Source organism: Actinophytocola sp. KF-1, from assembly GCF_054661535.1.
The window spans coordinates 18,339-42,503 of the sequence record NZ_BAAFVK010000022.1 but is presented as its reverse complement, the minus strand read 5'-3'; the positions used below and the strand labels follow the sequence as shown (position 1 = coordinate 42,503).

Below are 24,165 nucleotides of genomic sequence, written 5' to 3'. Positions count from 1 at the left end.
GCGCCTCTACCCTTGGACAGAGGTGCGACGCGGCCTTCCACATCGGTGCGAAGGACCGCCAGGCCATGGGCGGATTCGGTCAGCCCAGCCGGTGCATCGGCGGCCGGACACCGGACATGTCCCAGCATGACATCCCGGAGTCGAGGCACGCCCCCAACGACAACACGCGCATCGGCTTTGGGCTGTGACCGGAACGGGAGAACACTCGGATGACCCCTCAGCACACGGGCGACACCCCCGTTCGCCCTGCCACGCACCAAGGCAGGACCGTGTGAGCACATCGCGAAACGAGGCCACCGAGAGGGCCATCTCCCGTGCGATCGGGGAGGAACTGCGCCGTGCCCGCGAAGCGAACGGCTGGTCACGCGGCCAGCTCGTCTCCCGGCTGCCGTCGGGCATCGGGGACCGCACGCTGCTCTCGTACGAACACGGCACCCGGCACCTCACGGTGCTCCGCTTCATCGAACTGTGCTCCGTGCTGGACGTCGCGGCGCCGACGCTGTTGAACCAGGGCCTGCAGCGGGCACGCATCCAGCTGCAGAACGTGATCCTGCAGATCGACCTGCGCGACCTGCTCAGCGACCGGAACGAGCGGTTCCTGCCGATCATCCCCTGGGCGCGCAACAAGTTGCGGGAGTTCCCGGACGGCGTCGTGGCGCTGCCACCGTCGTCGGTGCGGGAGCTCGCCACCTTCATCGGCAGGCCCTACCACGAGCTGGCCGGCTACCTGGCGAAGTTCATCCCGGACGAGCCGTTGCCCTTCAGTTCCGATATCGCGACAGACGGATGACGGACATCCTGTGCACGACCGCCTCACCCGACGGCTCCTCGGCACGCGCCGCGGGCACCCGGCCGGGGAACCGGAACTTGTCGATCTTCTCCTGCAGCCGCGCGATGAGGCCCGGTGATCCCGTGTAGTCGTACAGATCCATGGCTTCCTGCCACGTCGACAACGCCGCGTGCGGCTCGCCGCTGTTGTGCAGCGCGTCCGCGAGCGCTTCGACCGCGACGGCCTGCGCCGCGAACTCCTGGGTACCGCGGAGCAGATCCACGCCGTTCGAGGCGTGCGCGACCGCCTTCGCGAACTGCCGTTGCTCCATGCGGATCTCCGACAGGGCAACGCAGATCAGCGCGGCGGCGGTCAGATCGGGCACCGCCTCGGCGACGGCCAGCGCTTCCTCGTAGCGCGCCGCGGCGGTGTCCGCCTCGCCGCGCTCACGGTACGTCGCGCCCAACTCGGCGAGGATCGTCGCCTCGACCGAGCGCTCACCGGTGGCCCGCGCGAACTCCCAGGCCATCCACAGGTGCGTCATCGCGGCGTCGGGGTCGACCGGGCGCAGCACCTGACCGAGCCGGAGTTTGAACCAGCACAGTCCTTCGAGGTCTTCGGCGGCCTCGGCAGCCTCCGCGCCACGCAGGTACAGGTCGACGGCTTCCGCCCGGTCGCCGCGGAGCACCGCCAGCTTGCCGAGGTGGAGCAGCACGGACGCCTGACCCCCGCGGAGCCGCTCGACGTCGCCGGAGCAGGCCGCGGCCTCCAGCCACCGCCGGGCCGCGCCGTGGTCCCCCAACCGCAGGCACGTGATGCCGAGACCGTGCTGGGCGACGGCTTCCGCCTCCCGGTCACCGTTCCGGTTCGCCGAGTCGACGGCGAGCTCACGGATCATCCGGCTCTCCACGTGGCAGCCCGCGAGGTCGAACAGGAGCGCCACCGGCTCGGCGAGCGACCAGACCCGGTCGTGGCACGCCATGTCGTGGCCGAGCCGGACGAGCGCGGGCAACGTGGTCCGTTCCCGGCCGAACCACGCGGACGCGTCGGCCTCGTCGCAGAACGAGCCCCACGAATCCGTCGCGCCGCCCGGGTACCCGCACAGCAGGCGGGCCGCGTCGGTCGCCGCCGTGCGGTAGTGGTCGAGCAACCGGGACACCGCGGCACGCCGCCCCTTCAGCGGCTCGTCGCGCTCGAGGCAGCGGCCGGCGAACTCGGCCACCAGGTTGTGGAAGCGGAACCTGTCCAGTTCGTCCGCCTGCTCCACGAGGTGGAAGCCGGCCAGTGCCATGAGGCTCCGCATGGTCTCCGTCGGCGTCCTGCCGTCACACGCGTAGGCGGCGGTGGCGCTGATGTCCATGCCGGGATGGATGGCGAGCAGGCGGAACAGCCGCCTCTCCTGCGCCCCCAGCGCGCGGTAGGCGGTGGTGAAGCAGGCTTCCATGTTCGACGTCGTCTCGCCGCGCGAGCCGTTGACGGTCAGCAGCCGCCGCATGTCGAGGTGGGTGACGAACTCGTCGACCTGACCGCGGGAACGGCCGGCCAGTTCCCTGCCCAGGATGGTGAGCAACAGCGGTGAGCCCGCGCAGTAGTCGATGACCCGGTCGAAGGCGGGTCCCCGCCGGACCGCGTGCACCGCGAGGAGGTCATCGGCGGTCCTGCTGTCCACGGGACCGAGGGTGATCCGGCGGGCGCCGGTCTCCGCGGCGAGCATCGACAGCCGCTGGCGGCTCGTGACGATCACCAGGCAGGAGTGCAGCAGCCCCACCAGTTCGCGGACCTGGTCGGTGTCGCGCGCGTTGTCGAGCACGACGACCATCCGCCTGCCCGCGACCAGGAGGCTGAGGAGCCGCTCGCGCTGGCGGCGGCCCAGCACGGGTTCCGGCGGCTGCCCGAGCGCGCGGAGGACGGCGTCCACGACCGCCGCGGTCTCGACCTGGCCGGTCCCGGACGAGCCCCGCAGCTGCACGAACACGTCGCCGTCCGGGAAGCGGTCCCGGGCGCGGTGCGTCCAGTGCACGACCAGGGCCGTCTTGCCGACCCCGCCCGCGCCGTCGACGACGACCACACCGGGACCCGGTCCGGTCTCGTCGAGGATCGCGAGTTCCGCCGTCCGGCCGGTGAAGACCGGCACGTCGGGTGGCAACTGACGCGGCACCAGCGTCGGTACCGGCACGGCGGGGACGGGGTGCGCCGCCTTGAGCGACGCGTTGTGCTGCTGCAGCTGGCGGGCCGCGTACTCGTCGCCGTCGGCGCGGTACCGCCGCCAGGTCGCGAGGTGGTAGCGGGTCGCGTCCGCGTACCGGCGCAGGCCGTGGAGCGCGGTGAGCCGCATAATGGCCAGCACGACGTCGTCGGGGAAGTCCGCCTGCAGGTCGGTGAGCGCGGCCACGGCGTCGTCGTGCCGCCCGAGGTCGAGCAGTGCCCGCACCCGCAGGGTGTGCGCGCCGAGCCAGACGTCGCGCAGGATGTGTTCGCGCCACTGCTGCGCGGGTGCGCTGGTCAGGTCGGCCGCGGGCAGCCCGCGCCACCACCACAACGCCGCGTCGATCCGGTCCACGGTCTGCTGCGGGTCGTCTGCCAGCGCGAACGCCGCCTCCGAGAGCTGCTCGCGGAACCTGCCGAGATCGATGCGGCTCTGGGCCACGTCGAGGCGGTAGCCACCGGGCACCGCGTGCAGCGCGGGCGCGGACGGCATCCGCTCGAGCGCGCGGCGGATCCTGGTGGCGTAGGTGTGCACGGTGGGCGCCGGGTTCAACGGGACGGGCTTGTCGTCGGGCCACACCCACCGCAGCAGGGTCTCGACGGGCACGACCTCCCCCGCGTGCACGACGAGCGTGGCGAGCATCGCCCGCTCACGCGGCCGCCCCCACGTGTCGTCGGGTGCGCCGTCCACCAGCAACGCGGTCGTTCCCAGAATTCCCAACGCGTCGTCCATCCAGCTTCACCCCAAAACAACAAAGCTGGTACCGAGCGGCCATATCCTCGTCGGATGGTACTTATGAAAAGAGATCAGCACGACCCTGTGACGCAATTGTTGCGCGAGATTTTTTTGCCTCGAACGCGCCGTCATTTGCCGCCTCCGTCGACACGGCCACGAGCCGGCACATCGCAGATCGCCAGCTCGACATCGTTGACATGACGTCTTCCGTTAGACACTCCGTCAACATGCCGTGCGCAGAGTGTCAATTTCGCACGTGCAGATGCACGTGCACAGGGATCGCGGCATGATGTGAGACACGCGGCAACCCCACGCGAAGCCCTCAGGAGGAAAGTTGGTGCGATCGTGCATAAAAGCTGGCAACACGCCTACTGAATGTCCATATGAGACTGCTCCGGACGGGGACACTCGCACCACGCCCAGTGATGATCACTACGTTAACCTTGACTTCGCAGATAGCAGCGGTTATTCAATTGTAAGCAAGCATAATCCACCGGCACGAGCCAGCGAGGTGCGACGCACGGCGGCAGGCGGAGCGCGCGCCATGGGGAGGAACTGCGGATGGATGCTGCCCAGGACGACGAGGACAGAACCTTCGCCCGCGTTCTGGGCCAGGAGCTGCGGACCGCCCGGGAAACCAAGGGGTGGACACGCATACAGCTCGTCGAGCAGCTGCCCTCAGGCATAGGTGACCGCACATTGCTCACCTACGAGCATGGAATTCGCCAGCTCACCGTGAACCGATTTGTGGAAATCTGTCGAACGCTCGGAGTCGCAGCCTCGGAGATACTCGACCGAGCTTTGGAGAAGGCGCGCGATCTGCGCGCCTTTCCACTGCGTGTGAGTTTGACCGCGGTTCTTCGCGATCAGCGACAGGAGTTGGAGCCGGTTCGATTCTGGGCACAGCACAGAATAAGGGACTCCGCATCGACGGATATCATCTTGTCACCGGCAGTTGTGCGCGAACTAGCGGCGGCACTGGGTTTTTCCCATATCACACTCGCCCGCTATCTTGTTGAATTCAGCCCCGATGACCCGTCAACGACCTAGATTTCCACGGAATTGTATGGGAAATGATCATTCCCACACTGCTGCTCAGCGCTGACCACCTGAGCTGATGCCGGCTCCGCAGCTGCACCGGACGCGGTCAGGACCAGACCCGCCGCAGTCATGCCGAGCACAACGGCGAGCCCGGCGATGAACTTCTTCATGTTCTTCCTTTCGGCGAACCTCTTCAAGGCCGCCAGTCACAACGGGGACCCGGGTCGGTTACAGGGCCAGTGTGGCGCAGTTCGCCGCCGAAGACAACTGATTCATCCACAACGTGCATGCTCGGTGTAACTCCCACAGAGCCGCTGACCTGCAAAAATGACCGTTTTCTACTTCGATTCGATGAACTGACAACCCAAAAAGTCCCGCATTGGGTGTTACCGATCGGTTATAGTTGCGAAGCCAGGAAAGCCTCTGCTATACGCAATTTCAGCAGGATGCCGGTACAAGCCTCGGATCTGCCGTTCCGCAGTTGACAGACAACAGGCCTGCGAGCTGGCCAGACGACATAGCGCGGTCATTAGGAAATGGCAGCTGTCTCAACAACGCTCCGGGCACGCCAGGACGCGCCGTGACCTTGGCTGCCAGAGCGTCCTGCCACGGACGGTCTTCCGTGATCGCTTCGCGCACCTGACCGACGAGCTACCTGTCAGCCCATAGCACCGGAGCGTGCCGCCGGAATGTTCGGTCCCGGAGTCGTTCCGCAGCCGCGAGACCGGCTGTGCGACCACCAATATCCGAAGGCCGACGGCCGCGCGGCGCGATCGACCCCTGCGCGAGCAGGGCCCGGCATCGAGGCGGTCAGCTTCCGGCAGGGAAAGCGCGTCCATCATCGTCGTGGCCGTGGCGTGGACGGCACGGCCACGACACCGTGTGAGTTCGAGGCGTCCGATGCGGGTCTGCGTTCTGCAAGACCGCGGACCGCACCGGCAAGTTTCACCGGTGCCCCCATACCGTGCAGTCGCGTCCGGCATCTGCACGTGAAGTGGGCAAAAACCTGTCAAAACCTTTCCGTTCCCTGGCCTGAACTACAACGATCGAATCACGTGGCGTAACTGATCTCAATCGATAAGTAGCATCCCGTTTGTTGGAGATGTGGGCCCATACATCTCATGACCAGCTTGTTTGGGGTGCGGCTGGGGTGGACGCATTACTGGGGATCCTCGGGACCACGGCGTTGTTCATCAACGGCGACGCCGACGACACATGGGGCAGACCGCGCGAGCGTGCCGTGCTCGCGACGTTGGCCGTGCACGCGGGCCGGGTCGTGCAACTCGACACGTTGATCAGATGGGCCTGGCCGGAGGACAAGCCCGTCCCGCAGAACCCGGCGACGACGTTCCACACGTACGCCGCGCGGATCCGCAACGCCTTGCGCGCGCTGCCGGTCCCGACTGAAGTCCGTGCCCGCCACGGCGGTTACCGGCTCGAGATCGACCCTTCCTTGATCGACCGCAACCAGTTCCGCACGCTGGTGGCAGCCGGCCGTGCCCGTGCCGCCGCCCGTGAACCGGAGCAGGCGATCGAACTGATCGACCGTGCGCTCGCACTGTCACGTGGTTCACCGGTTGCCGACCTGAAGAGTCCCGCCGCGGCGGCGTGGCGCAATGCCATGATCGAGAACGAGTTCCTCGCGGCGCACACGACCGTCGTCGAGCAGTTGCTGGCGCTGCGCCGGTTCGACGAGGCGCTCATCCGGCTCGACGACCTGCACGGCGAGTACCCCGACAACGTCACGCTGGCCACACTCCGGCTCAGCGCTCTCTATGGCGGTCTCCGCCGTACCCACGCGACCGCGTTCTACTTCGCGTTCCGCGGCAGACTCCGGGCGAACGGCGACGACCAGGCCGCCGAGCACCTCCGCCAGCACCACGACGCGTTGCGCACGGAGCACGGTGTGGTGTACCGCCCCGTTCCGACGCTGACACCGCAACAGCTACCGCCGGACCACCCCCGTTTCATCGGGAGGTCCGAGCCCCTCGGCTTGCTGGACGCGTTGGTCGACGTCGCGGCCGGCGATCCGGCGCCTGGTGTCGTGGTCATCGACGGCACAGGCGGGATCGGGAAGACGGCGCTCGCCGTGCACTGGGCACACAAACACCGCCATCTCTTCCCGGGCGGCACGCTCTTCGTCAACATGCACGGGTATGCCGACCGGTCGAGGGTGGAGCACCCGACGGTGGTGGACCACTTCCTGACCGCGCTCGGCCACCCGCCCGAGGGCCGGGTCGGTCTCCGTCACCGGGAGCAGGTGCTGAGTTCGCTGCTCAGTGACATGAAGACCCTGGTGCTACTGGACAACGTCCGGGACACAGCCCATGTGCGGGATCTCGTTCCACTGTTGTCGAACTGCGTCGTGATAATCACGAGCAGGCAGTGGCTGACATCCCTGCGCAAGGAGTTCGGGGCCCAGCGGGTCACGCTGCGCCCGATGTCGGTGAGCGAAGGCGCGCAGCTGATCTCGGCACAACTCGGCCCCGCCAACGAGCTCGGCGAGGAACGGCTGGGCTACTTCACCTCGATATGCGGTGGGCTCCCATTGCTGCTCACCGTGGTGGCCGGCGACCTCGCAGGGAAGTCTGCCGCGGCCGTCGAGGAGTACACAGCGCTCGTGGACCGCCGCGGCCTGGTTCGCGGTCTCGGCGACAAGGGTGACGGACCGACCAGCGGTGCCGCCTGTTTCGCCCCTTCGTACCAGGCCCTGGCTGCTCCGGAGCGCCGCCTGTTCCGTCTGCTGACGCTGCATCCCGGTCCCGAGATCGGGATCGACGCGGCCGTGGTGTGCGACGGCCGGCAGATGGACGAGACCGTCGTAAGCATCAGCAAACTCGCGGGCGCACACCTGATCGAGGAGGCGGATTCGGTTCGCCGCTACCGCTTCCATGACGTGATCGCGGAGTTCGCGGCCCAGTGCCGAGACGCGGACGAGACACCCGACGACCAGGCCGCCGCCGAACGGCGCATCCTGGACTACTACCTCGGCACGGTCACCAACGCGTGCCAGGTCGTTCATCGCAGCTACAACCCACCACCTCCTTCTCCGGACCACGGAGGTGTCCGCCTGACCTCGTTCGACGACGCCGACGGCGCTCGTCAGTGGTTCGCACGGGAAAGGACCAACCTGACCGCCGCGATCACCTACGCGGCCGAGCACGGGTACCACGACCACGTCTGGCGCCTCACTGATCCGGTGACGACCTTCTTCGACCGGGCCGGCAGCTTTGTCGACAGCCGAAGCGTGCGGCAAGTCGCGTTGCGCTCTGCCCGTGCCCTCGGCAACCGCGAGGCTGAGGCGTCGATGCTGAGCTTCCTGGGCATCGCACACATGATGCTGGGAGATCACGACGAGGCGCGTCGAAGCCTCGAGTTGGCCCTGCCATTGGCGGTGGATGAAGGGCTGGACCGCGGAGAAGCCTCCATCCTCCACCTACTCGGCCGGGTCGCACTCCGCCGGGGAGATCCGGCGGAAGCACTCGACCTGTTCCGTCGCGGCATGGAAATCGACCGAAAGAGCGGCAACAGGGAAGGCCTGTGCTGGGCGCACTGCCGCATCGGCCACGCCCTGCACGCCCTCGACCAGCACGAGCAGGCGCTCGCGCATCTGAACCGCGCCGCGCTCCTCGCCCAGGACATCGGCGAGTCCTCGGCGGAAGCGGCCGCCCTGACGGAAATCGGCGCGATCCATCGCGAGCTTGGCGACCTCGCGATGGCAGCCGGTTGTTGCGAGCAGGCGCTGGCGATCGCCCAGAGCGTTCCAGACATGACGGCGACGGCAACGATTCTCGTGGACCTCTGCGAGATCAATCGCGTCAGGCGCCGGTCGCGGGCCGCCATCGACTACGGCAGGCGAGCGGTCGACCTGTGCGAGAAGATCCACGACCTGGTGAACCACGCTCGCGCGCTGGAGGCTCTGGGCACTGCCCAGTACGAGTGCGGAGATCTGGTGGACGCGGCGGTCGCGTGGCGGCACGCCGCCGACATGTACGACGCGACAGGCAACTCGGCCAGTTCGGCACGTCTGCGGAACAGGATCGAGACAGTGCCCGTGTACTACCGGGAGGTCGTGCCGTTCGCGAGGTCTGCCGACGAAGTGGGCATCTCGCCGTTGTCCTGGCCGGACCTGGAGGAGACGACCCAACCCCTGTTCCCCGGCACCCGGACGGGCGATGGGAACCGAGAGCCGTGATGCCGTTGACCCTTCCGGAAGTGGGTACTAGTCTGCATACCAACTATGAAGTACGTACACGATGGCCATGGACTCTATGACCCAGCTGTCCGGGACGCCATGGAGCGGTTCGCGGACGGGGATGGAGGCACGCTTTTCGAAGCGGCAGCCGCTGTCCGAGCGGCCGCGCACGCGGTGGAGCGACTACGAGCGACCGGAGCCGAACACCGGGCGCTCAGCTCCGGTGCCGTCGACGTCCTGTTGCGGCTCAGCGACGGTGAACCAGCAGGGATCGGGGAACTGGCCAGGGCCGCCGGTTTCAGTTCGCGGAACGTGACCGGATTGGTGGACACGCTCGAGCGAGCCGAACTGGTCAGGCGGGCCGCCGACCCGGATGACCGTCGGGTCGTGCGCGTTTCGATCACCGAGGCCGGACATGCCTGGCTCCGCGAGTTCCGGGAGCCTGCGCGGATGGCCATGACGGCGGTGTTTCACGGGTTCAGCGCCGAAGACGTGGCTCGCCTACGGGATCTGTGCCTTCGCGTTGTCGTGAACGGGCAGGCAGTGGCCGAGCGGATGCGAATCTCAAAGTCTACTTCGGACTGACTTGACCTTTGGCGGCCCCGGTGGCGAGGATGGCTCGCGAATGTGGCAACGTTGCCACACGTCTGGGGAAGGGAAAAACGTGTCCGGGCTGCTGGCCGGCGTCGACGTCGGTACGACCAACTGCAAGGTCGGCGTCTACACCGTAGACGGTACCGCCGTGGTCGAGCGCCGCCGCCCCACCCCGGCGGACGCCGGGAACCTCGTCTCCGGCGTGCTGGATGACCTGCGGCTTTGCGTCGAGACGGCGGGCGCGCCGGACGCGGTGGGGGTCACCGGCGTGGCCGAGGGCGGGCTGCCGCTCGACGACGACCTGCTGCCGATGGGCCCGATGCTCTGGTGGCACGACAAGCGGGCCGCCGGCGAGGCGGGGTGGCTCGCCGAGCGGGTGGGCCGGGCGGCGATCTTCGAGCGGACCGGCGTGCACGTCTCCGCCAGGACGCCGCTCGCCTCGTGGCTGTGGTTGCGGCGGCACCAGCCGGCACTGCTTGACCGGATGCGCGTGTGGGTGGGAATTCCCGAGCTGGTGGCGACCGTGCTCGCCGGCACACCGCTCGCACACCGCACGTTCGCCGGGCGTTCCGGGGCCTACGACCAGCTGGCGGACCGGTGGGACGACGACCTCCTCGACCTGGCCGGGGTGCGTGCCGGGCAGTTGGCGGCACAGCAGGTCGGGCCCGCCGCGGCAGGACCACTCCCAGTAGGCACCCCGGTCGTGGTGGCGGGACACGATCACCTGGTTGCCGCACACGCGGCGGGCGCGCGTGAGCCGGGAGATGTGGTGGACTCTCTGGGAACGGCAGAGGCGGTGGTGACGGTGTCCGAGCGGGTGGCCCCCCGCACCGCGGCCGGTACCGGGACGTCCTGGAACCGGACCGCGGACGGCACGCGGTGGGCCATGGTGTCCGGTTATCCGCACTGTGGGCGGCTTCTCGAATGGCTGTGCTCGCTGGCGTCACCGGCAGGGGACGTGGCGGGCCTGGAGAAGGCGACCGCGGCGGTGGACCGGCGGCCGACCGGCATCGTGGTGCTCCCCTACCTCGAGGGCCTCGGCGCGCCCGCGCCCGACCCGCACCGAAGACTCACGGTGCACGACCTCGCGCCGGGGCAGGGGCTGCCGGACGTCCTGGTCGGCGCGCTCGAGGGCGCGTCGTACCACGCCCGGTGGCTCGCTGAGCACCACGCCGAGCTCACGGACACCAAGTTGCACGCGGTGACCGTGCTCGGCGGACCGAGCAGAGGCGCGGCATGGATGACGGTGAAAGCCCACGTCATGCCGGGTCCGGTGCGGACGACGGCGACCGCCGACGCGGCGTGTGCGGGTGCCGCGCTGCTGGCGGGCGTCGCGACGGGACGGCCGGCACCGGTGCTGCGTAGCGATGTCCTGGCACGTGACGATCTCCTCGCCGACCGATACGACGCGATCTACCGGGGCGGCTTCCTGCCCCGGGTACGGGAGGTGGCATGACAAGCCTGACCGAGTTGGCGCGGCCGTCCGGTGGTCTGGCCATGGTGGCGATGGACCAGCGCGAGAGCCTGCGCGCGATGCTCGGGGAGCACTCCCCCGCACCGGTACCCGACAGCGACCTGACGAAGTTCAAGCTCGCGGTCGCCACCGAGCTCGGCGCGTACGCCAGCGGGTTCCTGATCGACCGGGAGTTCGGGTTCGACCAGGTGCTCGGCGAACGGCTGCTGCCGCCGACGTGCGGGCTGATCCTCGCAGCGGACCGGCTCCGGCACCCACCGGAAGGCGGGCCGGTCGTGGAGACGTCGCTCGACGAGGCGATCAACCCGGTGCACGTCCGGGAACGCGGGGTGGTCGCCATGAAGCTGCTGCTGGTATGGCGACCGGACGAGCACCGCGACGAGCGGCTCGCCATGGCCGAGGAGTTCGTGCGCCGCTGCGCGGACGCCGGTCTGCTGTCGATCCTCGAGGGCGTGGTGCGCCCGACCTCGGACGACGACTTCGACCGGCTGCAGCTGGAGGCCGCGGCGGAGCTGGGCGCGCTGCGGCCGTCCCTGTACAAGGCGCAGGTGCCGAGACGCGGCCTCGGCGACCAGGCCGAGGTGGCACGGGTGTGCGAACGGATCACCGCGACGGTGCCCGTGCCGTGGGTGGTGCTGTCGCAGGGCGTGACGATCGAGGACTTCCCGCACGCCGTGCGCACGGCGTGCCACGCGGGCGCGTCCGGGTTCCTCGCGGGCCGCGCCATCTGGAGCGACACGCTCGCCGACCCGGCGCCACTGCTGCGGTCACGGGCGGTGGACCGGCTGAAGCGGCTGGCCGAGGTGGTCGACAGCTCGGCGCGGCCGTGGCAGGAGGCCGCGGCGTGAGCGGACCCTGCGGAGCGGAAGACCCGGCACCGATGCCGTCCCGGAGCCTGCGAGGGGGCGGCGGCGTGAGCGGACCCTGCGGAGCGAACAATCGAGACCGATGCCGTCCCGGAGCCTGCGAGGGGGCGGCGGCGTGAGCGGAGCCTGCGGAGCGAACAATCGAGGCCGATGCCGTCCCGGAGCCTGCGAGGGGGCGGCATGAACCACCAGGTCGACGGGGTGCCCCGGCGCGTGACCATTGGCGATGTCGCCAGGGCCGCCGGGGTGTCACCGTCGACCGCGTCGCGGGCCTTGACCGGTCAGGGCTACGCGGCCGCGTCGGTGAAGCTGCGGGTGGAGGCGGCCGCGGCACGTCTCGGGTACGTGCCGGACGACATCGCCCGCAGCCTCAAGCGGCGGACGAGCAGGCTGGTCGGGGTCGTCATCTCCGACCTGCGCAACCAGTTCTACGCCGACCTCGCGGCCGGGATCGAGCAGGTGCTCGGCGAGGCCGGCTACCAGATGGTGCTGGTCAACGACGACGGCGACGCCGATCGCGAACTGGCGGGCGCCCGCACGCTGCTGGCGATGCGGGTGCCCGGCGCGATCGTCACGCCGCTCACCCCGGAGGCGGGTGCGCAGCTGACCGCGCAGGGCGTGCGGGTCGTCGAGGTGGACCGGCAGATGGCGGAGAGCCAGTGCGACGCCGTTCTCGTCGACTCGGAGGAGGGCGCCCGCGTCGCCACGTCCCACCTGCTCGAACTCGGCCACCGGCGGATCGCGTTCGTGATCGACGAGCTGGAGTGGACCACCGGCGTCGGCCGGCTGGCCGGGTACAAGGCGGCGCTGCGTGCCGCGAAGGTGCGGTTCGACCAGCGGCTGGTCGCGCGGGTCGGGTTCGGCTCGGGCGACGCCGCGACCGCGCTGTCGAACCTGCTGGACGCGCAACCGGACGTGACGGCCGTGTTCGCGGCGAACAACCTGATGGCGTCGGGCGTGTGGCAGGAACTGCAGCGGCGGCGGTTGCGGGTGCCCAGGGACATGTCGCTGGTCGCGTTCGACGACCTGCCGTGGATGACGATGGTGCAGCCCGCCGTGTCGGCGGTGTCGCAGCCCGTGTTCTCACTCGGGGCGCGGGCGGCGGAGCTGCTGCTGGCGCGGTTGTCGGGTGAGCTGACCGGGCCGCCGAAAACGGAGTGGCTGGCACCGACGTTCGAACGCCGCGGCTCGACGCGCAAGGTGGTCGCGGGCTGAGGTTTGGCCTCCGGCCCCCGTTTTCCAGCCTACGGGATGGGACCGACAATTCCGGGCGCGTGCCGCGGGGTTATCCACAGGGCCGGGCTGAACCCGACATTCGAACGCCGCGGCCGAAAGCGGTCCTCGGGCTGAGGACACAATCCGGGCGCAGGTTGCGCACCGACTCCGATAACGCGAACGGCCCGCCGAAGCTTCGGGCCACGGAGTGGACCACCCGGCCTCCGGCCCCCGATCTCCAGCCTACGGCACAAGACCGACAATCCCGGACGCAAGCAGCACAGTTGCCCACAGGACCGGGGCTGACCCCCGACACTCGAACGCCGCAGCCGAAAGCGGTCCGCGAGCTGAGGACACAATCCGGGCGCAGGTTGCACACCGACTCCGATAACGCGAACGGCCCGCCGAAGCCTCGGGCCACGGACTGGACCACCCGGCCTCCGGCCCCCGACCTCCAGCCTACGGCACAAGACCGACAATCCCGGACGCAAGCAGCACAGTTGCCCACAGGACCCCCAGGTTCGGGCCGCGCGCCGCGCTGGGCATCGTCGCGAGTTTGGCCTCCGGCCCCCGTTTTCCAGTCTACGCCGTAGGGCCGACAATTCCGGGGGCACGCCGCGGAGTTGTGCACAGCGGACGGTGACCTGTGGATGGCTCGGCCGGTTTTGTCGGTGGCCCGTGAGACCATGGATACCGGGGGCCGGAGGCCGCCGCCCCTACAGCGCCAGCACCTGGCCCTCCTCGCGGAGCTGCGTTTGCAACTCCACCACGTCGACGCGTTGCACGGCGATCCCCTTCCGCAACGCCTGCACCGCCGCCAAACCCGCCGCGTGGCCGAGCATTTCGTATTGCGGTTCCATGCGAACCGAACTGAACGCCAGGTGAGACGCGCTCACGCAGACCGGCACGAGCAGGTTCTGGCACTCGCCATACCGTGGCACCAACGCTCGATACGGGACCTGGTACGGCCGCACCGGAACCGACAGATAGCCCTCGTTGTACACGGACGGGATCGGGTCCGGGTGTTCGTACACCCACCGCCACGTGCGGCGGACCTCGCGGACGTCCATGTGGTACGACCCCATGGCCACGGTGTCGTACTGGGAAACCCCGAACAGATCATGCTGGGTCAGTACGTACTCGCCCACCATCCGGCGTGCTTCCCGCACGTACAGCTGGTGCGGCAGGCCACCGTCGAACTCGTCCGCTGCCCAGCCCCAGCCGGACAGCACACCCTGGCTGGACATGAAGTACAGGAAGTCCTGTGTGTACTCCTGGAACCGGCGCACGATCGCCGCGCGGCGTGCCGGGGTCGCCGTCGGGTAGTCCTGGTGGGTGCCGTCCAGCAGGTTCAGCGACAGCGGGCCGATGGAGTTGCCGTCGCACTTGCCGTTCGGGAGGTTCTGCACCAGGCCGACCACGTCGCCCGGGTCGCCGAGCGCCAGCCACCGGCGCGCCAGTTCCCACTCCTCATCGCGGAAACCGTCGCGGCGGGTGAACGGGATGCGGTCGTCCGCTGTGGACAGGCAGACGCGGTAGCCGTACGCCATCACGCGGCCGTCGCCCTCGCCTGCGGGGACCTCCTCTCCCGGGTCGATCAAGGGCAGCAGCCGGCCGGAGGACGAGAACGGGTTCAGGTACGGCGGGAACTGGTGCTTGCCCGGCGCCGGTTCCGTCCGGCCGGCCAACGGTTCTCCGTGCAGCGAACGGCTTTCGCGGCCCACCCGGTACGACACGCCCGCCGCCGCCAGCAGGTCGCCCTCGTAGCTCGCGTCCACGTACACGGCCGCGTCCGTGACCACGGGCAGGGCGGCGTCGAAGACCACGTCCACACCCGCCTCCGTCAGCCACCGCGTGAAGACCTGTTCCGCCACATGGGGTTCCGGGCCCGCGTACCGGTCGGTGCCGTAGTGCTCGGCGACCGCCGCGCGGAACTCCGCCGCCATGCCGCCGATCACGCACGGGTCGCCGATGTCGGTGTAACCGAGGCCGCCGGACACCATGCCGCCGACGTGCCTGCCCGGCTCCAGCAACGTCACGGCCACCCCGTGGCGGGCGGCCGCGACCGCCGCGCACACGCCGGCCGCGGTCGCCCCGTACACGACCAGCTCACCCAAGGCTCTCCTCGCAGGCCAGCAACAGCACGCCTGCGCACCACGCGTGCGACAGCGTCAGCAGCATGCCCTTCGGCTGGTAGCACGCGGTCTGGTAGTACCGCTCGGTCACCATCCCCCGGTACGCGTTGAAGTCGCCGTCCTCGCGGGCCACGAACTGCCGGAAGCACGCCAGCGTCTCCTCCGCCGACCGCGTGTAGTACTCGTCGCCGGTGTGCTTGCCGAGGCGGGTCAGCTCGCTGTGGCAGATCAGGCCGTACGAGTGCAGGTGCTGGTTCGCGGGCGACGCCTGGTCCGCGCCCCGCGACCGGAACTCGTACGCCCCCAGCAGCGTGTGCGCCGGGAAGTCCACGTCGTAGGTGTACCGGAACGTCAGCGTCCAGTCCGCGGCCCGCCGCGCCAGCTCCAGCCACGTCCGGTCGCCGTCCGCCTCGTACAGCGACACGTACGCCATGATCGCGAGGTACCCGTCCTCCGACGTGGGCGCCAGGTCGACGTCCTCGGGCGCGCCGTAGAGGAACTCGTCCCGCACGGCCTGTGCGTAGAAGCGGCCCGCTCGCTGCGCTACCTCCACGCGCCCGTCCGCGACCAGGGCTGGGATCCACGCCAGCCCGCTGGTGCCGACGCGGTCGATCACCTCGCCGGTCGCCACGTCGTACCCGGAACCCAGCGAACCGTCGGCGGCCTGGCCCCCGCACGCGACGTCCAGGTTGGACCGGACGGCCTCCGTCCACAGCCGGGGCGCCCGTCCCAGCGCGACCGCGCGCTGCAGGAACACCGTCGCCTCGCCGAGCGTCCGGGCGTGCACGCGCCGCCGGTTCGGGGTCCAGCCGGCGTTCCAGCCGTTCTCGCGGGTCCACTGGCCCCAGAACGTGCCGCCCGGCGTCAGGTTCGCGGTGATGTTGTCGAGCACCGCGCTCGCCGCGTCCACATAGGTCTGGTTGCCGACGCGGCGGCCGTGGCGCAGCAACGCGTACGCGTACGGGACGCCGCTGATCCACGACACGTGCATGGCCTGCCGGTCGCCGCGTTCCCCGAGCGCGTCCCGGTCGAACGCCGCGGTTTCCAGCAGGACCGCGTCCTCCTCGCGGTAGTGCCACCGGTACAGGCCCCAAGCCGTCAGCTCCGCCGCCTCGGCGAGCGTCACCCACGGCACCGCGTCCAGGTCACGCGCGGCGGTCCTGCGGTGCACGTCCCGCAGCACGCCGGTGTAGGAGTGCCGGTCGGGCCCGAGCAGGTAGACGTCGAAGTCGATGACGGCGGTCTCGCCCGCTGCCCACGCGAACGCGGGCAGGTCGGCCGGGCGGGGCACCGGCGAACCGTCGTACACCACCGGCTCCTCCCGGTACGGGAAGTGCAGGCGCAGCTCCGGACACCCGTCCGCCACCGCGAACCCGACCCCGGCCTGCCCGAGCGGTGACCACTCGCGGGTGACGAGCGCGGCGCCGCCGTCGCGGTCCCACGCGAACACCGCGGGTGTCGCGCACCGGTCGGCACGGAACGACCACGCGTCCGACTCCAGCTCCGTCGGGTTCGGACGGTCCACGGTGAACCGCGGGAACCGCACCCGGCACCCGGCCACCCGGTTCTCGCCGTAGAACACGCCCGGCACGAGCCAGCCGGGGTCGTCGGCGGGCCCGAGCCGCAACGCGACCCGCAGCCCGGCGGTGACGGCCGAGGCGGCCGTCACCGTCAGCCGCACCGCGAACCGTCCGCCGTCGTGGGGCGTCACGTCCTGCTCGACCGCCAGCGCGTCCGCCGGGCCGAGCACCGTGACGCCGATCGGGGGCGTCACCACTCGATCATGTCCGTCTCGACGACCGGCGCCTCCTCGTCTCTCGGCACCAGGAACGTCTTGATCTCGGCGGGCCCGAACGACGCGGTCACGGGCCGGCCCAGCACCTCGATGGTCGCCTCGCACGCACGCCCCGCGGTCTCGTACGCACGCACCACCAGCGCGTGCGGTCCGTCCTCGGCCACCTTCAGCACCGACGGCACGACGCTGCCGTCGGACACGGACATGAACGACCCGGCGGTGGGCAGGTCACCGTCGTGGTAGGACTCGAGCAGGGTGAACGCGGGCTGGTTCAGCTCGGCGGCGAGCCGCACCACGGACGCGTCCCGCCAGTCGCCGCCGTGCGGGACGAGGCGCAGGGTGAACTCCTGGCGGCCCTGGTCCTGGAACGTGTACAGCTCGTCCGGGTCCAGTTCCTTCGGCTCGTGCCACGCGTAGACGGGGCTGCGGGCGGCGGTCACGCCGATGTCACCGCCGAGCACGTCGTGCCCGTACTTGCCGTCGTTGAGCACGGCGAGCCCGGCGCGGCGTCCACCGGGCAGCTCGCCGGACACGTCGACCCATGCCTGCGCGGCCTCCTCGCTGCCGTTCGCGGGCCGCACCAGGTGCCCGTACGGGATCTCGAACGTGGCCTCGGCGCCGGACAGCACGGTCGGGAACCGCAGCTTCAGCAGCTTCTGCTTCTCGTGCCAGTCCAGCGTGACGCGCACCTCGACGTGCCGGTCGCGGACGCCGAGCACGTACTCCTCGGTGAGCGTCGACGACCCGTACTCGCTGACCACCCGCAGCACCGCGCGCACCGGCCCGTTCTCCACGAGCCGCACCGAGCGCGGCGCGAACACGCCGGCCACCTTGTCGTAGGCGCGGACGCGGTGGCCCCACGTGTCGGACCGGTCGTCGATCACCACGCCGTGCGCCCCGCCGCGCACCACGTCCACATCGGACTTCTTGTCGCGCAGCGAGCGCAGCCAGCCGGTCTCGGGATCGATCTCCAGCGCGACGAACTCGTTCTCCAGCCGGGTGTCCGTCGCGGTGACCCCGGGCGCGCCCTCGCTGTCGCCGGACGGGTGGATCCGGTACACGCGGTAGCCGAGCGGCGGCACGTCGGCGGCGATGGCGATCCGGCGCCGCCACCCGTTGACGGTCGCCTTCGACCGGGTGCGCTGCACGGCGACCGCCGTGCCCGTGTCGTCGACGGCACGCGCGCCGAACGCCGGGAACCCGCCGAACTCCAGCTCGACGTCGGCGACCAGCCGCCACGGGTGCGGGTTGAACACCACGAGCGGGGTCATGTCCGGCTCCTGCCGGATGTCGATGCGGCGCGCAAGCGTTTGCACGGACCGGTTGAACGCCTCACCGGCGAGTGAGGCGGCGTGGCCGTACTGGTCGCGGCTGTCCTCGTAGGCCGGTTCGATGGCGGCGCCGCCGAGGGTGTCGTGGAACTGGTTGAACAGCACCAGCTTCCACGCGCGCGCGAAGTCCGCCGACGGGTAGTCCACGCCGGACAGCGCACTGGCGACCGCCGCCCACTTCTCCGCGCGGGCCAGCAGGTTCTCCGCGCGCCGGTTCCAGCGCTTGACACCGGAGTGCGCCGAGTAGCAGCCGACGGCGTGGTGCTGCAGTTCGCCCGCGTGCACCGGGATGTCCACCCCGGACGAGGTCAGCGCGTCGAAGAAGTCGCGCGGCGACGAGCACCGCAGGCGCGGCAGCCCGCCGGTCGCGTCGAGCCTGCGGATCGAGTCGAGGTTCGCCCTGGTGGGACCGCCGCCGTGGTTGCCGACGCCGTAGAACACCATCAGGTCCGGCGCGTCCGCGGGCAGCTGCGCGAGCGACTTGTCGATCTGGTAACCGAGGTCGGTGCCGGAGCTGCAGTACTCGTGCGGGATGCGGTAGGTCAGCACCCGGGTGCCGTCCGGCGACTCCCACCAGAAGTACGGGCCGGGCAGTGTCATCTCGTGCGGGCCGGGCCGCATGAACACGTAGGCGTCCATCCCGGACTTGCGCAGGATCTGCGGCAGCGACGCGTTGTGCCCGAACGGGTCCACGTTGAGGCCGACCGTGGACGTGATGCCGAACTTCTCCTTCAGGTACCGCTGCGAGTACAGCGCCTGCCGCACGAACGACTCACCGCCGGGCAGGTTGCAGTCGGGTTCGATCCACCACCCGCCGAGCTGCTGCCACCGGCCGTCGGCGATCCGCTTGCCGATGGCGGCGAACAGGTCCGGGTCGTGTTCCTCCACCCACGCCAGGTACAGCACGGAGTCGCAGGTGAAGACGAACTCGGGGTACTCCTCCATCCGGTCGATGGCCGAGGCGAAGGTGGCCCGCACCTCCTGGTAGCCCTCCGGCCACTGCCACAGCCACACCGGGTCGATGTGCGCGTTGCCGATCATGTGCAGCAGGCGTTCTTCCGACATCGTCACCCCTCCCCGGCGGCCCATGCGTCGACCCGCTCGCTGAGCAGGTGCAGGAGCAGCAGGTGCATTTCCTGGATCCGTGCGGTCTGCTTGGAGTCGACCACGAGCGCGTGGTCGGCGTGCGCCGCGGCGGGCCCGCCACCGGAGCCGCCGAAGAACACCGTGGTGGCACCCATCCTCCTCGCCTCGGCGAGGCCGCGCACCACGTTCTCCGAGCGGCCGCTGGTCGAGAACGCGATGACCATGTCACCGGGCCGGACGAACCCCGCGACCTGGCGGGCGAACACGTCGTCGTAGCCGAAGTCGTTGGCGATGCAGGTGAGCACCGACGGGTCGACGGTCAGCGCGAGCGCGGGGAGCGGTCTGCGGGTGCGCTGGTAGCGGCCGATCAGCTCGGCGGCGAGGTGCTGCGCGTCGGCGGCGCTGCCGCCGTTGCCGAACGTGAACAGCCGCCCGTCGCGTTCGTAGGTCCTGATCAGCAGGTCGGCCACGGTCGACAGCTCGGGCAGCAGCTCCTCCACCCGGGAGGCGAGCCCGACGTGGTCGGCGAGGTGGTCGGCCAGTTGTTTCACGTGTGTCCTTCCCTGAAGAAGCGGCGCATCGCCACCGCCGCGGCGCCCACGACACCCACCCGGTCGCCGAGCGCGGCCCGTTCCACCCGCACCGACCGGCCGCCGGGCGTCATCGCGGCCGCCCGGACCGCGTCCCTGGCGGGGTCGATCAGCGCGTCGCCGGACCGGGTCACCCCGCCGCCCAGCACGACCAGTTCGGGTTCCAGCATGTTCACGATCGACGTCAGCCCGGAGCCGAGCGCGTCGACGGTCTCCCGCCACACCCGCGCCGCGAGCGGGTCACCGGCAGCGGCGTGCGCGGCGACCTCGGCGGCGGTCAGGGTGTCCAGCGCCGCGAGTGAACTGCGGTCGTCGAGCGACTCCCTGGCCCGCTCGGCGATCGACGTGCCGGACACGTACGCCTCCAGGCACCCGCGGCCACCACACCCCCGGCACGCGCGCCCGCGCCAGTCCACGACCACGTGCCCCAGCTCCGCGCCGTTGCCGGTCGCGCCCCGGTACACCTGCCCGTTCAGCACCGCGCCGCCGCCGACCCCCGTCGACAGCGTCAGGTACACCATCTGCGACGTGCCGACCCCGGCGCCGAACCGGTGCTCGGCCTCGGCGGCGGCCGTGCCGTCGTTGTCCAGTGCCGCGGGCCGCCCGAACGCGGCGGCGGCCAGCGCCGTCACCGGCACGTCCACCCAGCCCGGCAGGTGCGGCGGGGACAGCAGCACGCCGCGCTCCGCGTCGAGCGGGCCGCCGCAGCCGATGCCGACCGCCGCCACCTCCGGCCAGTCCGCGCCCGCGTCCGCGACCGCCTTGCGACCCAACGAGAACAGCACGTCGAGCACCGGGCCCGGCCCGTCCGCGGCCGGGGTCGGCGCGACGAGGAACGAGCGGACCCGCCCCGTCGCGTCGACCAGCCCGGCCGCGAGCTTGGTCCCCCCGATGTCGAGCGCCAGCACCCCCGGAGCCGTCATCCCTTGCGCCCCTGCGTGGCGATGCCGTGGATGAAGTGCCGCTGGGCCAGGAAGAACACGATCACCATCGGCAGCACGGTGATGACGCTGCCCGCGAGCACGATCTCCCACTGCTGCTCGCCGGCCTGCCCGAACCGGTCGGAGATCGCCTTCAGGCCGCGCGGCAGCGTGAACAGCTCCACGTCCCGCAGGTAGATCAGCGGCTTGAGCAGGTCCGACCAGCTGGCCTTCAGCTCGAACACGAACGTCACGACCAGCGCGGGCTTGCACAGCGGCACCGCGATCCGCCAGAACAGGCCGAAGTGCCCGACGCCGTCGATCTTCGCCGCCTCGAACAGGTCCCTCGGCAGACCGAGGAAGAACTGCCGCAGCAGGAAGATGTAGAAGGCGCTGCCGAACAGGTTCGACGCCCACAGCGGCACCTGCGTGGTGGCGAGCCCGACCGAGTTCCAGATCAGGTAGACCGGGATCATGGTGACCGCGCCGGGCAGCATCATGGTGGCGAGCACCAGCCCGAACCAGCCGTTGCGGCCGGGGAACCGGTAGTAGGCGAACGCCCACGCCACCATCGCGCTGGAGATCGTCACCGCCAGCGCGGCGGCGAGCGACACCGTGACGCTGTTGACGAACCACGTCCAGACCGGCGCGGCGTCCCAGATCGTCAGGTAGTTCGCGAACGCCCAGTCGCGCGGCAGGATCAGGTTGTCGAACACCTGCGAGCGCGGCTTGAGCGACGCGGTCAGCACCCACCAGAACGGGTACAGGAACGCCACGGACGCGGCGGTCAGCCCGATCCAGAAGAGCACCCTGCTCCGCTTCACCGGCACGGGTCTCGGGCCGCGTGCCGGCACCGGCGCCGGCCGTGCGGGGGCCGTCGTGGTCGTCGCCATCAGCGGTCACCGCCCTCGTAGTAGACGAACCGCTTGCTGACCTTGATCTGGATCGCGGTGATCACCATGATCACGACGAACAGCAGCCACGCCATGGCGGACGCGTAACCCATGTGCAGGAACTGGAACGCCTGCTGGAACAGGTACACGAGGTAGAACAGCGCCGCGTCGGACGAGTACGTGGCCGAGGCCGAGCTGCCGTAGAACGCGGCGTAGGCCTCGTCGAAGGTCTGCAGGGCGTTGATGGTCTGCACGATCAGCGTGAAGAACAGGGCGTGGCTGATCATCGGCACGGTGATGTGCCGGAACCGCTGCCACGCCGACACCCCGTCCAGCTCGGCCGCCTCGTACAGGTCGCGCGGCACGTTGTTGAGCGCGGCAAGGTAGATGATGACCGTGCCGCCGATGGACCAGACGTGCATGAGCGCGAGGCCCGGCTTCACCCACGCCGGGTCGGTGCTCCAGTCGGGGCCGTCGATGCCGATCAGCCCGAGGGCGCCGTTCACCAGGCCGACCTGGCCGTTGAACAGCATCAGGAACAGCACGCCGACCGCGACCTTCGGCGTCACCTCCGGCAGGTAGAACAGGGTCCGGAACACCCCGGCCGAGCGCCGCCCCACCCGCGAGAGCATCATCGCGAGCCCCAGCGCCACGATCATGGTGCCGGGCACGATCATGATCGCGTAGATGATGGTGTTGGTGAGGCTCCTGCGGATCTTCGGGTCGCTCAGCAGCTGCTCGTAGTTCGCGAGACCGACGTTGCTGGTCTCGCGCAGCCCGTCGTAGTCGGTGAACGACAGGACCAGGCTGATGATCATCGGACCGCCGAGGAACACGACGAACCCGACGAGCCACGGGGTCATGAACCCGTACGCGGCCCAGGTGTCCCGCTCCCGGAAGCCACGCGCCCAACGGCGGACGCGGGACTTCCGGGACGTGTCGAGCGGGTGCATTTACTTCGCCGCGTTGTCGAGCGCGGTCTGGGCTTCCTGCTGCGCCTGCTTCATCGCGTCGGCGGGCGACTGCTGCCCGGACAGCACCCGGTTCACCGCGTCCTGCCACGCCGTCTGGAACTCCGAGCCCGCGGGCGAGGCGGGCAGCGAGAACGCGGACTCCTGCGCCTCGAGCACGGCCTTGACCGCCTTGTCGTAGACCGGGTTGTCGCTCAGCTGCACCAGCTCACCGAAGATCTTCTCGTCGGCGACCTCGTTGCCGGTGTAGACGCCGGTGAACGCCTTGCCCTCGGACTTGCGCTTCTCGACGCGGGCCTCCGCGGCCGCGATCCAGGTCGCCGAGTCGGTCATCGTCTTGATCCACTTGCAGGCCTGGTCCTTGTGCTTGGCCGCGGCCGGGATCGCCCACGCCGAGCCGGTGACGAAGTCGATCGCCTTGCCCTGCTCGTCGGTGAACGGCTTCACCGTGAGCTTCGCGTCCGGCGAGACGTCGGAGAGCACGTTGAGGTACCAGTCCTCCATCGGGAACGCGGCGAGCTGGTCGGTCGCGAACGGGTTCTTGTCGCCGAACAGGTCGAACGAGTCGCGGAACGCCTTGAAGGAGCCCCAGCCGCCCTGCTTGTTGATCAGCCCGACGGTGTACTCGAGCGCCGCGATCAGCTTCGGGTCGTCGAGGTTGGCCTTCTTGCCGTCCTCGCTGAGCATGTCGACGCCGTTGGCCTTGGCCCACACGGGCAGGAACTCGGGGATCTTCGGGTCGAAGCCGATGCGGGCGAGCTTGCCGCCGTTGCGCTTGGTGAGCTGCTCGGTGACGGTCGCGAGCTTGTTCCGGTCGCTCGGGTCGACGTCGTCCGGCGTGAGCCCGGCGCTCTGCACCGACGGCTCGTTGATCAGCATGACGCGGTTGTTGTAGAACTCGGGCAGGCCGTAGAGCTTGCCGTCGAGGGTGACCTCCTCGAGCGCGGGGTCGCGGTACTGGTCGAGGTCGATGCCCTCCTTCTCGACGCAGTTCTCCAGCGGCTCGAGGGTGCCGCGGGCGGCGTAGGTGCCGAGCTTCTCGCGGCCCATGTACACCAGGTCCGGCGGGTTGTCCGACGCGACCGCCGAGAGGAACTGCTGGGCGTCGAAGGCGTTCTCGCTGACCTTCACCTTCGATGGCGCGATGGCCTTGCCTGCCAGGTCCGCGCGCACGGTCGCGATCTCGTCGCCGAGGCCGAAGCCCATCGTGGTGAGGGTGACCGCGCCGCCCCCGTCCTCGTCGTCACCACCGCCGACGCCGCCGCAACCGGCGAGGACCAGGGCCGTTGCCGCGGATAACGCCGCCACCCGTGGGAATCGCATGGAACTTCCTCCGCGTCGTCGAGGGG

General features: G+C 70.0%; 17 protein-coding genes. 7 read left to right on the top strand and 10 right to left on the bottom strand.

Annotated elements, in window-relative coordinates:
- The first annotated feature begins 271 nt into the window (after positions 1 to 271).
- Positions 272 to 790, top strand: a complete 519-nt coding sequence (locus ACYQ77_RS42625; protein ID WP_459722997.1) for a helix-turn-helix domain-containing protein — start codon at positions 272 to 274, stop codon at positions 788 to 790.
- Here ACYQ77_RS42625 and ACYQ77_RS42620 read toward each other — a convergent pair.
- Positions 762 to 3,707, bottom strand: a complete 2,946-nt coding sequence (locus ACYQ77_RS42620) for an AfsR/SARP family transcriptional regulator (RefSeq protein ID WP_459722994.1) — start codon at positions 3,705 to 3,707, stop codon at positions 762 to 764. The two genes, ACYQ77_RS42625 and ACYQ77_RS42620, sit on opposite strands and share 29 nt — an antisense overlap.
- Before the next feature lie 564 nt (positions 3,708 to 4,271).
- On the opposite strand from ACYQ77_RS42620, the gene ACYQ77_RS42615 reads away from it, so the two are divergent.
- On the top strand, positions 4,272 to 4,760 hold the full coding sequence (locus ACYQ77_RS42615) for a helix-turn-helix domain-containing protein (protein WP_459722992.1): 489 nt from the start codon (positions 4,272 to 4,274) through the stop codon (positions 4,758 to 4,760).
- Here ACYQ77_RS42615 and ACYQ77_RS42610 read toward each other — a convergent pair.
- Positions 4,757 to 4,921 carry a hypothetical protein gene (locus ACYQ77_RS42610; RefSeq protein ID WP_459722989.1) on the bottom strand — a complete coding sequence of 55 codons (165 nt, stop codon included), beginning with the start codon at positions 4,919 to 4,921 and terminating at the stop codon, positions 4,757 to 4,759. The genes ACYQ77_RS42615 and ACYQ77_RS42610 overlap by 4 nt on opposite strands.
- A 980-nt stretch (positions 4,922 to 5,901) precedes the next feature.
- On the opposite strand from ACYQ77_RS42610, the gene ACYQ77_RS42605 reads away from it, so the two are divergent.
- The 5 genes from ACYQ77_RS42605 to ACYQ77_RS42585 all read left to right on the top strand — a co-directional run bounded on the left by ACYQ77_RS42605 (position 5,902) and on the right by ACYQ77_RS42585 (position 13,095).
- Complete coding sequence (locus tag ACYQ77_RS42605) at positions 5,902 to 8,946, top strand: tetratricopeptide repeat protein (RefSeq protein WP_459722987.1); 3,045 nt, start codon at positions 5,902 to 5,904, stop codon at positions 8,944 to 8,946.
- A gap of 45 nt (positions 8,947 to 8,991) precedes the next feature.
- Positions 8,992 to 9,531, top strand: coding sequence for a MarR family winged helix-turn-helix transcriptional regulator (locus ACYQ77_RS42600; RefSeq protein WP_459722984.1), 540 nt, complete (start codon positions 8,992 to 8,994; stop codon positions 9,529 to 9,531).
- A gap of 79 nt (positions 9,532 to 9,610) precedes the next feature.
- Positions 9,611 to 10,996, top strand: coding sequence for an FGGY-family carbohydrate kinase (locus tag ACYQ77_RS42595; RefSeq protein WP_459722983.1), 1,386 nt, complete (start codon positions 9,611 to 9,613; stop codon positions 10,994 to 10,996).
- Positions 10,993 to 11,862, top strand: coding sequence for a hypothetical protein (locus ACYQ77_RS42590; protein ID WP_459722982.1), 870 nt, complete (start codon positions 10,993 to 10,995; stop codon positions 11,860 to 11,862). The genes ACYQ77_RS42595 and ACYQ77_RS42590 overlap by 4 nt, the downstream gene beginning before the upstream one ends.
- A 198-nt stretch (positions 11,863 to 12,060) precedes the next feature.
- The gene (locus ACYQ77_RS42585) at positions 12,061 to 13,095 is read left to right on the top strand and encodes a LacI family DNA-binding transcriptional regulator (RefSeq protein ID WP_459722979.1); all 1,035 of its coding nucleotides are present in this window, start codon (positions 12,061 to 12,063) and stop codon (positions 13,093 to 13,095) included.
- Between the two features lie 716 nt (positions 13,096 to 13,811).
- On the opposite strand, the gene ACYQ77_RS42580 is transcribed toward ACYQ77_RS42585, so the two are convergent.
- From ACYQ77_RS42580 to ACYQ77_RS42545, 8 genes are read right to left on the bottom strand one after another with little or no spacing between them, the layout of a single operon-like run.
- Positions 13,812 to 15,212, bottom strand: coding sequence for an FAD-dependent oxidoreductase (locus ACYQ77_RS42580; RefSeq protein ID WP_459722978.1), 1,401 nt, complete (start codon positions 15,210 to 15,212; stop codon positions 13,812 to 13,814).
- Complete coding sequence (locus ACYQ77_RS42575; RefSeq protein WP_459722975.1) at positions 15,205 to 17,004, bottom strand: hypothetical protein; 1,800 nt, start codon at positions 17,002 to 17,004, stop codon at positions 15,205 to 15,207. Before ACYQ77_RS42575 ends, ACYQ77_RS42580 begins: the two co-directional genes overlap by 8 nt.
- Positions 17,001 to 19,421, bottom strand: coding sequence for an alpha-mannosidase (locus ACYQ77_RS42570; RefSeq protein WP_459722973.1), 2,421 nt, complete (start codon positions 19,419 to 19,421; stop codon positions 17,001 to 17,003). Before ACYQ77_RS42570 ends, ACYQ77_RS42575 begins: the two co-directional genes overlap by 4 nt.
- Before the next feature lie 2 nt (positions 19,422 to 19,423).
- Positions 19,424 to 19,993: a D-sedoheptulose-7-phosphate isomerase gene (locus ACYQ77_RS42565; RefSeq protein ID WP_459722972.1), complete on the bottom strand. Its 570-nt coding sequence runs from the start codon at positions 19,991 to 19,993 to the stop codon at positions 19,424 to 19,426.
- A complete protein-coding gene (locus tag ACYQ77_RS42560) occupies positions 19,990 to 20,955 on the bottom strand; it encodes an ROK family protein (RefSeq protein ID WP_459722969.1) in 966 nt (321 codons plus the stop codon). Before ACYQ77_RS42560 ends, ACYQ77_RS42565 begins: the two co-directional genes overlap by 4 nt.
- Complete coding sequence (locus ACYQ77_RS42555) at positions 20,952 to 21,845, bottom strand: carbohydrate ABC transporter permease (RefSeq protein ID WP_459722967.1); 894 nt, start codon at positions 21,843 to 21,845, stop codon at positions 20,952 to 20,954. The genes ACYQ77_RS42560 and ACYQ77_RS42555 overlap by 4 nt, the downstream gene beginning before the upstream one ends.
- Positions 21,845 to 22,798 carry a carbohydrate ABC transporter permease gene (locus ACYQ77_RS42550; RefSeq protein ID WP_459722966.1) on the bottom strand — a complete coding sequence of 318 codons (954 nt, stop codon included), beginning with the start codon at positions 22,796 to 22,798 and terminating at the stop codon, positions 21,845 to 21,847. Before ACYQ77_RS42550 ends, ACYQ77_RS42555 begins: the two co-directional genes overlap by 1 nt.
- A complete protein-coding gene (locus ACYQ77_RS42545; RefSeq protein ID WP_459722963.1) occupies positions 22,799 to 24,139 on the bottom strand; it encodes an extracellular solute-binding protein in 1,341 nt (446 codons plus the stop codon).
- Positions 24,140 to 24,165 lie beyond the last annotated feature (26 nt).